The 15,238-nt window shown below is 40.1% G+C and carries 9 protein-coding genes; 5 read left to right on the forward strand and 4 right to left on the reverse strand.

Going from position 1 to position 15,238, the window contains the following annotated elements:
* Positions 1-202: 202 nt before the first annotated feature.
* The 5 genes from AAH582_RS01375 (at position 203) to AAH582_RS01395 (ending at position 9,285) form a co-directional block, all read left to right on the forward strand.
* Positions 203-757 carry an RNA polymerase sigma-70 factor gene (locus AAH582_RS01375; protein WP_046674715.1) on the forward strand — a complete coding sequence of 185 codons (555 nt, stop codon included), beginning with the start codon at positions 203-205 and terminating at the stop codon, positions 755-757.
* 56 nt (positions 758-813) lie between these two features.
* Complete coding sequence (locus AAH582_RS01380) at positions 814-1,770, forward strand: FecR family protein (protein WP_343321039.1); 957 nt, start codon at positions 814-816, stop codon at positions 1,768-1,770.
* Positions 1,771-1,773: 3 nt separating this feature from the next.
* Positions 1,774-5,121: a SusC/RagA family TonB-linked outer membrane protein gene (locus tag AAH582_RS01385; protein WP_343321040.1), complete on the forward strand. Its 3,348-nt coding sequence runs from the start codon at positions 1,774-1,776 to the stop codon at positions 5,119-5,121.
* Positions 5,122-5,143: 22 nt separating this feature from the next.
* The gene (locus AAH582_RS01390; protein ID WP_343321041.1) at positions 5,144-6,667 is read left to right on the forward strand and encodes a SusD/RagB family nutrient-binding outer membrane lipoprotein; all 1,524 of its coding nucleotides are present in this window, start codon (positions 5,144-5,146) and stop codon (positions 6,665-6,667) included.
* 140 nt (positions 6,668-6,807) lie between these two features.
* Positions 6,808-9,285, forward strand: coding sequence for a phosphocholine-specific phospholipase C (locus tag AAH582_RS01395; protein WP_343321042.1), 2,478 nt, complete (start codon positions 6,808-6,810; stop codon positions 9,283-9,285).
* Between the two features lie 102 nt (positions 9,286-9,387).
* On the opposite strand, the gene AAH582_RS01400 is transcribed toward AAH582_RS01395, so the two are convergent.
* From AAH582_RS01400 to AAH582_RS01415, 4 genes are all read right to left on the reverse strand, one after another.
* On the reverse strand, positions 9,388-10,731 hold the full coding sequence (locus tag AAH582_RS01400; protein ID WP_046674720.1) for a TlpA family protein disulfide reductase: 1,344 nt from the start codon (positions 10,729-10,731) through the stop codon (positions 9,388-9,390).
* Between the two features lie 12 nt (positions 10,732-10,743).
* The gene (locus tag AAH582_RS01405) at positions 10,744-11,970 is read right to left on the reverse strand and encodes a thioredoxin family protein (RefSeq protein ID WP_343321043.1); all 1,227 of its coding nucleotides are present in this window, start codon (positions 11,968-11,970) and stop codon (positions 10,744-10,746) included.
* A 45-nt stretch (positions 11,971-12,015) separates the two neighbouring features.
* Positions 12,016-13,509 (reverse strand): retropepsin-like aspartic protease, encoded by a 1,494-nt coding sequence (locus AAH582_RS01410; protein WP_197084065.1) that lies wholly within the window; start codon positions 13,507-13,509, stop codon positions 12,016-12,018.
* 197 nt (positions 13,510-13,706) lie between these two features.
* The gene (locus tag AAH582_RS01415) at positions 13,707-15,227 is read right to left on the reverse strand and encodes a PKD-like family lipoprotein (RefSeq protein WP_343321044.1); all 1,521 of its coding nucleotides are present in this window, start codon (positions 15,225-15,227) and stop codon (positions 13,707-13,709) included.
* Between the last annotated feature and the right edge of the window lie 11 nt (positions 15,228-15,238).

Raw genomic sequence — 15,238 nt, forward strand, 5'->3', positions numbered from 1 at the left:
TTTTGGAGTACTTCTAGATTTAAGAGTGGTTTTTTGTCGCCTGTATTTCTCATGCGAGAGCGTTAATTTTATATATATTAATTATAATTAAATGGTTAAGCATTGTGTTGGTAGCAGGTTTGCCTTTAGATCCTGCGTATTTCATTGGAATATTTCAAAAAATTCTAACTAAACTTGTAGGATCAATTATATCTGATGAGGAATGCCTATTGAAAACAACAATGCCCTGGACTTTAAAACCTTCTTCTTGTCGTATAAGGATAAAGTGTATAAATATGCTTATTTGCATCTGAAAGAAGAGGCGGCGGCGGCAGATTTGGTCCAGGAAACATTCTCGCGAATTTGGAAAAAATGGACGGAATTAGATGGAAGTAAAAACCCGCAATCTTACCTTTATACGATTGCGCGAAACCTTGTGTTTGACGAATTACGGAAACAAAAGGTCAGATTCCAATTTCAGGTTGGGGATATTAACCAGGCTAATTTAATAGACAATTCGAATGAGGAAGCTATTCGGTTTAAAGATCTGGAGCGCGTTTACCGTGAGGCCATTTCAAAACTCCCAAAAGCGCGCCTTGAAATTTTTCTTTTGAGTAAGGAGGAGTTTTTAGACAATCGGGAAATAGCAGATAGACTTGGTATTTCGGTTAATACTGTCCGTGATCAATTGGTTAAGGGAAATAAGTTTGTCCGGCAATATATTCTTGATCATTTTGAGATTTCAATAGCCCTATTGATTTTTCTAAAAATATTTTAGACATGTATCGTCTTCGTGTCCTTTAGATACGTATATGTATTTAAAGACCGACATAGATGATGAATTCCAAAATAGCTGCTTTATATAAAAAATTCCTTAAGGGAGAACTTGGTCCCGAGGAAAACGCCATATTTCTTGATTTACTGACTTCTTGCGACAAGGATGAGCTTCCAAATGTGGAGGAAGTCGTTGCGTTGGATGAGCGTGATTGTGAACTGAACAAAACAACTTCTGAAGATATCTTCTTTACGATTACAGGTACGCCATTGACGACGCGTGTAGTACCTATTTGGAAAAGACGTTGGTCTGTCATTTCCGCCGCTGCCAGTTTACTGTTGATCGGTCTTGCTTTCTTATTTCAATTTAAGTTTGGGGAGCAGCATAAGAACGCAGCCTACGCAACTGTCCATTATTCTAATCCGACAAAATTTGTGAAGAGGCTGGTACTGCCAGATGGTACACATGTTTCTCTGCGACAGGGAGCACAGATTGAATTGTTGTCAGATTTTGATACAGACAGTTTACGTCGGATCAAACTTTCAGGCGAAGCCTTTTTTGAAGTCGCCAAAAATCCTGAGCAACCTTTTGTGATAGCCAGTTCGGGCGACTTTGATGTTCGTGTGCTGGGCACAGCCTTTAACTTAAACTGTTCGCAGGGGCACAGTCGTTTGGTATTAAATCATGGCCGCGTATGTGTATCTCGCGGGAAGGAATATTCCATTGTGAAACCTGGGCAGCAAGTTGCCTATGATGAGCGACAAAAGCAATTTGATGTATCCAAAGCAGATACGACCAGCGCAACAAATTGGAAGAGTGATCTTTTATCGTTTAATCAAGTTCCTCTTACCCAGATCGTCGCCGATCTCAATAACCTTTATCCGGATAGTAACCTCGAATTGATAGACTCTTTCCGGACGGAAAGTTATACAGGTTATCTACCAGCAAGTGATCTAGAAAAATCACTTACGATGCTTAATACCGCATTTAATCAAATAATTATCCATAAAAAGTAATTTATGAAAAGAACCAATTACTATTTAAAACTTATGGGAAGTGCTTTGCTCTTTCAGTCGCTTGCACTTCAGACCATGGCATCACAATTTTCGACCAGTGAAGGAATTGGGAAAATCCTCACACGAATGGAACAAAAATTTAATGTCAAATTTGGCTATGACGCTTCGATATCAAATCAAAAAGTCAATGACTTAGCTGATTTGAGTACATTGAAAAAGGAGCAGATTGTTCAATTTATTCAGACCATTTCGGACGGAAATCTGGAGGTCAAGAAAATTGATGAGAAGCTGTATGTGGTCTCGAAGAGAACCAATAATGACGTTAGAAGTAAGAATGATAAGCCGATTTCCGCTGTTTCCAACGAGATTAGGGGTAAGGTTGTCGATCAGGAAACAGGTCAGCCTATCGCTGGTGTCACAGTGCGTGTGAAAGGGACTGCTGTTGCTGTTACTACGGATGGTAGTGGTGTTTTCAAATTGCCAAATACTGCTGACGATGCAATCCTTCAGATTTCCTATATAGGGTATGAAAGTATTGAAATTTTGGCGGCACAAGCAGGGACTATTAAACTAGCCAAATCCTCCGAAGCATTGGAAGAGGTTGTTGTGACAGCGTTGGGTATAAAAAGAGAGCAAAGGGCTTTGGGCTATTCAACTCAAAGTGTGAAGGGAGAAGATTTGACGCGTGTTAAAGGAGTAGATGTCGGGACGACTTTGACCGGACGTATTTCCGGTGTACGCGTTATGAATAGTACAGAATTTAACAAAACACCACAAATCGAAGTACGTGGACTGACACCTATTTTGGTCATTGATGGCGTGGCTTACGAAAATATGGACCTAAGGGATGTCCCTGTTGACAATATCCAGGATATGACCGTTTTGAAAGGAGCTACCGCTACCGCCCTTTATGGAAGTAAGGGACAAGGAGGAGCCATCATGATCACGACCAAAAAAGGTTTAGCAGAGAAAGGAACAGAGATTACGGTGAATACCAATAATATGTTCTTTTCAGGCTATCTTGCGTTGCCTGAGGTGCAGCATAGCTATTCTTCGGGAGAGTCCGGAAAATTTAACAATGATGATTATGTCTGGGGGGATAAATTGGATATTGGCCGAACTGCCGAACAATGGAATCCAATTAGCAAACAGTATGAAGTAAGTGAGCTTACGTCAAGGGGTAAGGACAATTTTAAAAACTTTTTGGAACCAGGGTTTATCACCAATAATACTGTCAGCTTTACTAATCAAGGGGACCATGGAAGCATACGAACATCCATTAATCATATTTATAATAAAGGACAGTATCCCAATCAAAAGTTGAACCTGACAAATATTTCGGTGACAGGAACAACAAAGATCAGTGAGAAATTTGACTTAGAAACTAGGCTTGGGTATAACCGAAGTTCTTCCTCTAATAATTTTGGTTCCGGCTATAATGATCAAGGATACATCTATAATATCTTAGTGTGGACCGGCCCCGAATATAATTTGAAAGATTACAAAGACTATTGGCTAGTGAAAGACCAGTCTCAAAACTGGATGTATAAAGGGTGGTATGATAATCCGTACTTGATCGCGCACGAAAAAACTACTCCCGAATTGATCAATAAGGTGAATGCCGCTGTTACCTTGAATTATAAGGTTAACGATTGGGCGAAATTCATGGTGCGATCGGGTTATGATTATTATGGCAAGTCAAGAACACAGCAAAATCCGATCGGAATATATGGAACACGGGGCGGATTTGAAGATTTCGGTGGTTTTGATAGTAAAGGGAAGTATATGAAAGCCGATTATGATGGCTTTGCGACTACGAACGATGCGATTTTTACTGCCAAGAAAAATTTTGGCGACTGGGGAGTTGATGGATTATTAGGGGGGTCTATTTTCTATAGCAAGGATAATAATTTGATCGCGAATACAGTTAACGGTTTGTCAATTCCAGGATTTTATTCATTACGGAATTCAATCGATCCTGCAAAGGCGGTAGAATCCCGTATTAAAGAAATGCGGAATGGGCTTTATGGACGTCTTTCTTTGTCTTGGCGAAATGCGATCTTTTTGGAAGCTACTGGACGTAATGATTGGGTCTCAACGTTAACAAAGGATCATCGTTCTTATTTTTATCCTTCAGTTTCGGGAAGTGTTGTTGTTACGGACCTGCTTCCATCAAAACCTCTTTGGTTGGATATGTTCAAGGTAAGGGGATCTTGGGCGATTACAAAATCCGTACTGAATCCATATGAGATAAATTCAACTTTTTCGGTAACAAGCAATGTTTGGAATGGCCTACCAACAGCCTCTTATCCAAATATTATCAAAGACTACTCGATTTCACCTACGCAACGCGATTTGACCGAGTTCGGGTTTGACTTCGCGGTATTGAATAATCGGTTGTACGGTAATTATACCCGCTATTATCGTTTATTGCACAATCAGATCGTCAAAGCTAAGATTTCAAAAACTACAGGATTTGAGGAGCGTTTGATCAATACGAAAGAGGAAGAGATGACTAAAGGGCATGAAATCACCTTGGGTGGTACACCGATTAAGCGTGAAAATTTCCAGTGGGATATCACGATGAATCTCTCTCAAAACATGCGTTATTTTCATAAACTAGATCCTCAGTATTCAAAAGATGCTCTATATGTTAAGGAAGGGTTGCGGGCTGATTATATCGAATATAAGGACTGGGAGCGTTCTCCGGACGGACAAATGATATTAAATAGTTCTGGGATGCCAATTTCAGCTCAGTATGCGAATCAATTAATAGGATATACTGCACCAAAATGGTTTTGGGGTTTTTCAAATCAGTTTCGTTATAGAGACTTCTCATTTGGTTTTAGTTTAGATGGACGGATCAAAGGGATGTCTTATTCAACAATGAATGGTCGTTTGTGGCAGACAGGTTCACATCCTGATTCAGATACACCATACCGTTATGAGGAAGTGGTTAATGGCAATAAAACCTTTATCGCTCCAGGTGTTAAAATCGTTTCCGGTAGTGTGACCTATGATAAGTATGGTCAGATTACAGAGGATACGCGTGTATTTGCTCCAAATGATAAAGTGGTTTCATATGAAGGGTATTACAAACGAGCCTATTCGGGTCGATGGAACTATTGGGATGAAACATTCATTAAACTACGTGAATTGTCGCTTAGCTACCGAATGCCGGATAAAATCGCCTCGAAGTTTAAAGCGAAACGTGCAAGTGTTGGCGTGACTGGGCAAAACTTATTGTTGTGGACCAAAGAGTTTCGTTTCTCTGATCCAGATGTGGGGTCTGAGGATTTAAGTTCACCATCGATGCGATACATTGGTTTTAATATTAACCTAACTTTTTAAAAACTACAAAACAAATATGAACATGAAAAGATTATTGACGTATATCGCCCTTGGTACTTTGGCGGTATCGACAAGTTGTTCCAAGTTTGATGAGATCAATACTAATCCTGAGACACCATCCGTGGTAAAACCTTCCATGTTGGCTACTCGTATAATTTTAAATTTGGTACGTCAACCTTCTACTAAAGGGTTTATGCAGCCTTATATGCTCACCAAAGAAATCGCTTGGACGGAGTTGACGGAGGGATATCAATATAATAGTTTAGGAGAATGGGATATCTCAATGACTTCGATCAACGATGCTCATTTTATGGGAGAGTTTGCAACAAGCGAAAAACTTAAGAACTCTTATAATGGTTTGATGTATTTTGCTCGTGCGATGAAGTTTTACGAGGGGACTATGAGTGTCGGAGATATTCCCTATAAAGATGCATTAAAAGGGGAAACGGATAAAGTTTACTTTCCAAAATATGATACGCAAAAAGATGTTTTTCTGGGTATTTTGAATGAATTGGAACTTGCAGATAAGCTCTTCTCGGAAGGTGAAAAATTTGATGGTGATCCATTGTTCGCTGGAGATGTTACGAAATGGCGCAAATTGGTAAACAGCTTTGCATTGAATGTTCTAATCCAATTAAGTAAAAAAGAAAGTGATGCCGATCTGAAGATAAAGGAACGTTTTAAATCAATCTTAAGCAGTAAACCGATCTTTGGTAGTAACGCAGATAATTTTCAAGTGGTTCATGAGGACAAGGCCAGCCAAACCTATCCTTTTTATAAGATTAGCAATAGCTTTGTTATTTATCCTATTGTTTCGACAGAGATAATTGACCGATTGAAACAATATCAAGATAGACGACTATTTTATTATGCGAATCCTTCGGCTTTGCAAATCACAAACGGTAAACAGTCGAATGATTTCAGCGCGTACGTTGGGACAGATCCTTCACTTTCTTTTAGTGAAATTGCTGAGTTAAAAAAGAAAAATGATTATTCTAAGTTGAATGACCGTTATACTGAGCTAGTTAGTGGTGAACCAACACAACAATACAGTTATGCACATCTATGTTTTGTGATAGCCGAAGCTGCCGCACGGGGCTGGGTTGCCGAATCGTCCGTTAATTGGTATAAGAAAGGAATTGAAGCCGCTATGAAATTTATCGCGGATAATACGCCAAATACGGCTCAATTCACTCATAATATGCCGTTAGATGCCAACTACATCAATACAGCAGTAGCAACTTATGGAAATCAATTTCCGGTCGTACTCGAAGCTCAACTGGAGGCTATTATGACACAAAAGTATTTAGCCAGTTACTTGCAGGGACGTATGACTCCATATTATGATTACCGAAGAACGGGCTATCCTAAATGGAAGATCAATCCAACATCAAGTTTGAATTCAGTCGCACCGGATAAAATACCGATGCGGTGGCGCTACCCGTCGTTAGAATACAATTATAATTCTGCCAATTTGGACGAGGCAATGCAGCGCCAATATAAAGGCAATGATGAGATCAACCAATTGATGTGGCTTTTGAAATAAGCCTTTGGAAAAACAATCCCCGCAAATGAAATCAATCGTTTGCGGGGATTTTTGTTAAAAACGTTACATTAAAAACGACAGCGAATGAATATATTCGCTGTGGACCATTGAATTTAGTAGAAGAGACAACACATTTATCTATGGATAGCAGAAGAGATTTTATCAAGAAGGCTTCGTTGTTAGCGGGTGTTTTTGGTTTACAAAATGCCATGCCTGATGCGATACAGCGTGCATTGGCGATTGAACCTATAACAGGAAGTACCTTTTTAGATGCCGAACATATTGTCTTATTAATGCAAGAGAATCGTTCTTTTGATCATAGTTTTGGAACCCTTCGCGGGGTTAGGGGATTTAATGATCCGCGGGCGATTAAATTGCCTAGCGGTAATCCCGTCTGGTTGCAGTCGTCGGCTGCAGGTAAGACTTATTCGCCGTTCCGTCTGGACATCAAAAACTCAAATGCTGCCTGGACCGGCAATTTACCGCATTCCTGGGAAAACCAGATGGCCGCCCGAAATCAGGGTAAACACGATAACTGGATCGAAGCAAAACGGCCAGGAGGAAAGGTCTTGAAAGAGATTCCACTAACAATGGGTTATTATACACGCGAGGATATCCCTTTTTATTATGCATTGGCTGATGCCTTTACCATCTGCGACCAGCACTTCTGTTCGTCTATTACGGGTACAACAACTAATCGTCATTTTTTCTGGACGGGAACCTGTGTGCCACATAAAGGGGCTAAACCTTTGGTGCGGAATTCAGATATCTATTTTAACCGTTGGGCACACTGGAAGACTTTTCCGGAACGACTGGAAGAAGCAGGGATCTCTTGGAAAGTCTACCAAAATGAAGTCAGCATAGAAAGTGGCTTAGACGGTGAGGATCTGTTGGGTAATTTCACGGACAACAATTTGGAATGGTTTGCACAATATCATATTGAATTCAAGAAAAGCCATCTTGATTTTATGCGTAAACGTGTTGCAGAGCTACCAGCCGAGATTCAAGAACTAGAAAAAGCATTAGCGACTAATAATACCGAGAGTGTACAAAAAACGCAGAATAAACTCAAGCAGAAGCAGGAACAGCTGAATAGTTACCAAAAACATTTGGCACGTCTTACGGAGCATGCTTTTCAGCAGCTTCCTAAAGAGCAGCGTGCTTTGCATGAACGCGCTTTTCAGACGAACGAGGGTGATTCTTTCTATCGTGAGACAAGCGTGGTGACACATGAGGGTGAAAAGATTACCGTGCCTAAGGGCGATGTACTCCACCAATTTAGACATGATGTGAAATCCGGGAAGTTACCTGCCGTGTCCTGGCTTGTAGCACCACAAAGCTTTTCGGATCATCCGAGCGCGCCCATGTATGGAGCTTGGTATGTGTCGGAGCTATTGAATATTTTGACAGAAAATCCGGAAATCTGGAAGAAGACCATTTTTATTTTGAACTATGATGAGAATGATGGTTACTTTGATCATATTCCTCCTTTTGTAGCACCTAACCCCGCAGATAGCCGTTCTGGAAAAACTTCTCCGGAATTAGATTATAGTGGAGAATATGTGAGTTTAGCACAGGAGCTTGCCGATGGTGAAGAAAAAGATAATGCAACGGAGGGCCCAGTGGGGCTTGGTTACCGCGTCCCTTTGATTGTGGCTTCCCCTTGGTCTAAAGGCGGATGGGTCAATTCGGAGATCTGTGATATCACGTCGACGATTCAGTTTATGGAGCATTTTTTCGAGAAAAAGTTGGGTAAGCAGGTTAAAGAGGAAAATATAAGCTCTTGGCGCCGGGCCATTACAGGTGACTTGACATCGGTATTTCGGAAAGCTGAAGGATCGAATACAGTTGATTTGCCTTTCCTCGATCGGAATCAGCAGATCTATGCGATTGATCAGGCGAAAGCGAAACCGCTGCCCAATAATTTTCACGTTTGGTCGAAAGAGGATGCCGCAGCATTACGGTCTAAGGGTCATTCAACTTTACTGGCGAGACAGGAGAAAGGTCAGAAAAATTCTAGTGCGTTGGCCTATGAGCTCTATGTTCAAGAGGCCTTTGCTGAAGAAGGCAACCGAATTCATTTAAGATTAGAAGCGGGCAATAAGGTGTTTGGTGATAAATCGCTCAGTAGCCCTTTTAATGTCTATAGTGGACCAAGTTATAAAGAAGGGGTTAAATTTTGGCCTTTTGCAGTTGTTGCTGGTCAGAATCTGAGCTTTGACTGGAATCTGGCCGACTTTAAAGATGGGCATTACGATCTAACCGTATATGGCCCAAATGGATTTATGCGCGGATTTAAAGGACATGAGGAACCATTGACTGTTCAAACAACTTATGAAATCGGGAGGAAAGGGCAGTTAACGGGTAATCTTGTTGTGGAGATTCATAATCATGGTAAAAAATCATTCCGTTTGCATGTAGAAGATAATGCTTATAGTACATGGAAGAAATCGATTGTCCTTGCTGCCGGTAAATCTACGAAGTGGATTGTAGAATCTCATAAAATCCATGGGTGGTATGATATTACGGTACATGCGGAGAATACCAAATTTGTGCGCCAGTTGGCGGGTCGTGTGGAAACGGGCAATCATTCGAAAACTGATCCACAATTGGGATGAACGTAATTAACGTTAGATGATTGATGTACTGTCTTTATAATGGAAGATCCCAGTTTTATTTCAACTGGGATCTTTTTGTATAGGTAGGATGTAATCCGGTTTTTATTTTTTACTCCATTCTTCAAGCAAAGCTTTCAATTTAGGGTCGCTTGGCCTTGGACTATCTGCAGAGATCAAGTTTCCAGATTTGTCGATGAGGATATAACGTGGAATGGTATTGACTTTGTAAGCGTCGGATAGAGTATTTCCTGATCCGGCATGCAGTTGGATACCTTTTAAGTTCTTTTCCTTGACGTAGGCTTCCCATTTTGGTTTATCTTGGTCTACGGATACGCCTACAAAAGCGACCGGTTTTCCTATGAATTCTTCGTTCAATTTTTCCCAATGGGGCTCTTCTGCACGGCATGGGCCACACCAAGTTGCCCACATATCAATTAACACAACTTTGCCCTTTAGATCTGACAGACTCACCTTCTTGCCCGTTATATCCGGATAACTAAATTGAAAAGCGGGTACGCCCGTTTTTGTTTCCACGAGTTTGGCTTCAACAGTTTTGGCTCGTTCGATCTGCTCGGGTAAGGTAAAATATTTTTTATAGGTCGTGTTCATGTCCTGAAAGTCGTTGTAGGAGCGAGCTCCTTCCAAACGTTGTAGTACATATTGTCCTTTAAGTACATCGGGACCTATCGCGGCGACCTGTTGGTCAAATGTTGGTTTTGTTGCTAGATCCAGTTTTCTATAGATCATGTTACTCATAAAGCGATCGCCATAAGGAAATTTAAGTAGCTCAGTTGTGAGAAAGCGATCGGCACTGAATTGTGTATAATAATCGCTCATTTCTTCTTTGCTTGGGTGCGCTGTACGAGGCATGTATAAGTAAGAGATCGCATAATAGGCAAAATCGTAATCTACGATTTCGGGAAAAAACTTGTCGAAGTTAGCGTTTCCAGTGTTAATGGATTTTTTTATTCCAGTGAGTTTTTCTTTAAACTGTTCGACTTCAGGAAAGAAATCGACGTAAGTACTCATTCCACCTGGCGTTGTTCCCTTATCGCGGAAACTTTTTGATTGTTTATCCCATGTATAAAGCGCTTCGTTTTCGGGACTGTTTTTGCCTGTAAGTTCATAGTCGCTTGAGGTCAATTTTAGGTTTAGGTCCTCATTTCCTTTGAAATAGAAGCGAAATAATCCTTGTTGGTTTTGTGCGGTTCCGCTACCGATCGAATATAGACCCTCGTACTCGGGTGTGAAACGGAATCCAAACCGACCTGCAGCATCCGGAATAGCTGTTGCAATTTCTTTCAATCGTCCATTGAGTACTTTAAATAATCCGACGCGTTTCACCTTGATAGGATCTGTAGTACCGGTGACATTGCTCGGTTGTTGCGCTAGTGCTGCAAAAGTTGAAATAAATGTGGTCAATAATAAAATGGTTTTTCTGATCATGATTCTTTGGGTTTAACTGATATTAAGTGGAATAATTTTTTTGATATCTTTCGCTTGAAATTGTGTCGAATTCTTTTTGTCAATTGCATCTTTCAACGCTATAAATTCTTTTTTCTGTGTGGAAAGGTAGGCGGGCGATAGATCTGCTTTTAGGAGTGCAGTAACGGCTTTTGTCGCCTGGTTAAAATCCTGTAAATAATAATATAAAAGTGCCAAACGGTAGCTGTCTACTGCATCCAGTTGCTGTTTAAGTTGCTGTTGTTGAAATTCAGTCAGTATCTTTTTTAGAACTTCAGTATTCTTTGCCTGGTCTATAATGACTTGCCCCAATGCATTGCTCTTCAGATCCCAGTTATTGTACAATTTGTACTGATTGATCAGCGTCAAATAAGTGTTAGCGTCTTGGGAACTCGTGTAATAATTTGTAATGAATCCAGGCAAAAAGACATCCCATAGTTTGTCATTAAAAGTTGGACGAATATATGTGAGCATGCTTTCTAAGCTGTCCAGCTGTTGCGTAGAACCAAATTGTTTACTTTTCTTGGCGGCTAGCGCCGAAATTTTATTGCGGAGGAGATTTCTACCATACATTTTGATCAGTTTGGGCAAGTTATCATAGGTCCAATTGGTATATTTTGGGAATGAGGTAATGCTATTGGCTAAAAATGCTGCTTCGCTGAAAAGGTCTTTTTGTTGATCCAGATAACCTTCTAATTCTAGAAAATCGTGCTTCTCACTGCTTTTGATAAAGCGTTCACTATAAGCGGCTGGATAATCATTATCCAGATCGGTATTAAAGGCTAGAAATAATTGGGATTTGTTGCGTTGAACGGCTTCCTTTAGCAAGGGAACAAATCGGTCTACACCAAAGAATCCTGATTCTGTTAGGATAGTTTTACCATCAGCATTGACAATCACATAAGTTGGAAAACCCGGTGCACCATATTTTCGGGCCAGCCTTTTGCCATCCATTTCCTTCATCACATCTGTTTTATAAAGCAGGTAATTGGCTTTTAATTCTTCGACCACGCTTGGATCAGGAAACACCTGTTTATCCATTTCGGCACAGGGCATACAGCCGACAAAGTAAAGGTCAATAAGAATGAGTTTGTTTTCTTTTTTCGCTTGAGCTTGACATTCCGCATAGGTGCCTTGAAAGGCTTTTTCCTGTGCTTTTAGCAAATAGGGCAGAAATAGACCACAATAGGTTGTGATCATATAAAGAATAATTCTTTTCATCTATTTATTGTTTGGAGCGTTCGTATTTATACGATCTGTTAAAATTTAAATTGTAATGATTTTATTGTCCGCAACGGTAATGAGAATGGGCTGTTCCTTCGCTTTTAGTCTTATTTCTTCAATCAGCATCGGTTTTTTCTTCAGTTGGTCTTCGGTGTAATTGTCGATCCTTTGAATTATGGTCCCTGCTTTTAAGCCGTCGGGATTTTCAAGGGCACCTATTATTCCTAAAGCTTTCAGTTGACCAGCATTGTCCCATCCAAATTGATGGTGTTTTACCAGAAAGTCTTGCGGGGCGGTATGTAGTTTATTCGGTGAAAAATAGACCTCATTATTTGCTAGATTGATGGTCATATTGTATCTACTCAGTAAACGAACGCCAATGGATCCATCAAAACCTGGTTGCCATTGCTCGTTTGCGGAGCTACCGCCCATTAAGGTTATTGGTAAGCCCGATATGGCTGGAAGTTTTGAAATCGCAAATTGAAAGCTGTTGCCGGAGAAGGTGGGTGAAGAAACTCCCATACTTACGGTTGCTGCTTGAGCTTCTGGCTTAAATCCACTAACAAGTAGTTTATTTTGGCGTACAAAGGGACGGAAACAGATCAGATCATAGGATGCTCCGGTATCGAAAACAAAATGTCCGGTATACGCTTTGCCCTGTATAATTTCGAGTTGACCGGGAAGAATCATCACTCCCGCGGGCATTGTAATCGGAACGGTAGTTCCTTTGTCTTTATATTGAAAATCGCCAAAATCATATAATGAGATAATGTTTTTGTCGTAATCGATGTGGGTAATAAATTGGCGAATCAAGGTATTACCAATGATACCATCGCCTTCTTTACCCATTTCTGGGAATATGGCAATACCCTGTCCGTTTAATTTTAAGGTATCTAAAAGAATGCTGTTATTGTCCGATACTTGAATTTTGGTATTGCCACCAACCACGGAAGCATTATTCTCTCTTGTGACCTTTAGGCCAATAGCATCGGCTAATTGTTGGTGTACAGCCATGCCGTCCGCTCCAGTATCAAACAATAGTCGTAATGGTTTTTCGTAGCCATTGATTTTGACCTGGAGATAGATGGATCCATTTTTGTTTTCGAAAGGAATAGTTGCCCGTAATTGTGCTTTTTCCTTACGTTGCATACCATAAAGTTGGTCAAATAAGGAAAGGCGCACTAACTTGCCGGATTTATCGAGTAAGGCCTCAGTATTGGACTTTTTATCCGTCTCAGCTGTAACGTTTAATTGTAAGAGTGTTCCCTTTGCTGTTTTTTTTTCTGTTATAACCTCAATTTTTGAAACAGGATAATTTTTGATAATCTGGTTTAACCGAAACTTGGCGCCAGCATCGGTGTGTCCTGCTATGGAGAAATTTGAAGCCAGTTCAGCCACAATTAATGTGGTGTCTTTCTGTTGGAAAGTTTGGAACAGTTTTTCGCCGAATATGTTTTTGGTTTGGGCATGACAATAGCATCCTGCCAATACATATAAACCGAGCAAAAATGACCTTTTAATTTGAAGATATTTCATAAAATCGCTTATAATCGCTTTCATTCCCGATGCTCATTGGCTTAAGGGAATATTTAATCTGTTTAGTATAATACAATGACTATTTATTTATCGACCAAGCTCGTAATCCACTTCGGGCTGAAGCTTGTTAAAATTCATACTATTCCCTCGAATTAATTAAGGATGAGAATAGTATGAAGAAACGTATAGTTAGAATATTAGCGTTCGCGATAAGTTAAATTTTTGAGTCGACCAAAACCTGTATAGGATTTATCCAGCACAATATTTGCATTCAGCCCTGGGACGGTATAAATATTTAAGCTCCCTTCGGTACCGTCTGCCTTGTTAGGGTCATAAAATCCTACCATGAGTTTATTTCCACTGGTATATTTTGTGGAATTCTTGAATTCATAAAAATTCAGATAGCTTACTTTTTTATCTCCTAGATCGACCATCAATTTGGAAGTTTTATAAGTCATATCGTATTCATAAATTTTACCTCCAGCACTATAAAACAGGTAGCCAAATTCAGGATTGAATGCAAAGAATTCTGCTTTATCGATGTCTGTGCCGGTGATTTCATTATAGTAAGTCTGTGCCGTGCTGACAGCGTTGAACCTTGCGAGGTATTTTTTTGACCCATTAGGCTCTTTTAGGATAGCGAAGATCTCACCACCGTTGTATGCCATCCAACGCATGTATACCATATCCAGTCCTGTTTTAAAACTGAATAACTTGAGATCCTTGTCCGGGTCGATAAGTGTGGTACAAGTTGAAGCGGTAGATACATGGCGCACAAATCTTCGATTGGTTTTATCATATAATGTAACCGGATTGGAAACATCTGTATGTCGTCCTCCTATAAAAGGAGCTACCTCAAAACTTTTTTCTTCAGCTGCGATGTAATTAATCGGGGATGAGTAGAATATATTCAATGCCCGATCATAAAAGTAAGCGTTTCCACCACCTATTAAATAGGAAGATGAACCATTTCTTTGTTGGATGACGTCAGCATAAAATCCGGCCGGAATTGTACCAATCATTTCATAAGATAGACCCATGGTATTTGTCCATTTAAAGGTGTTGGGGTCTACTTTTGTTGTTCCGGTGGTTGTGCCAAAATATAGTCCGTAACTGATCTTGTCTGGTCCGAGTAATAATCCTGTCGAATAGGTATAGGTCATAACAGGTTTGCCGGTTAATTTCAGCTCAGATCCGGTATAGGCTAAAACATCATTGTACAAGTCAAAAGTATTGTTGGAATTTAATACGAGCATATCAACTCTGGCCTTTCCATTGGCCTCGTTCATCATAATCCAGCCTTCATTGATTTCGTTGACCACTTTAAGTTTAAAAGGATGTGTATATTTTATTCCGGTCTGTTTGTCTGTGACCGAAAAATAAGCTAAATAGCTTCCTGCAACGAGATTCATTTTAATATTCAGATTTTTTTCTTCACTTAGGGAGAATATCTCCTGCCCTCCCAGACCGTTGGGGCCAATGTAAGTCCACTGGTATTGGTAATTATCTTCAATAAACTTGCTGTCTTGCGTAAATTGTATCTTGGGTGTCAATAGTAGGTCTTTACCGACAAGGGCAGTGACTTCATTGGGCAGTTCTGTAATCGTATCCAATTCATTTATTTGTGAATAATTGTAATTTCCAAGATCTTTTTTACAGCCCCCAAGGAACATACATGCCATCAGGAAGCTAATAATTGAATATGAGATATTTTTCATTTTTTTCATTT

This window comes from Sphingobacterium multivorum, from assembly GCF_039511225.1.
Lineage (GTDB): Bacteria > Bacteroidota > Bacteroidia > Sphingobacteriales > Sphingobacteriaceae > Sphingobacterium.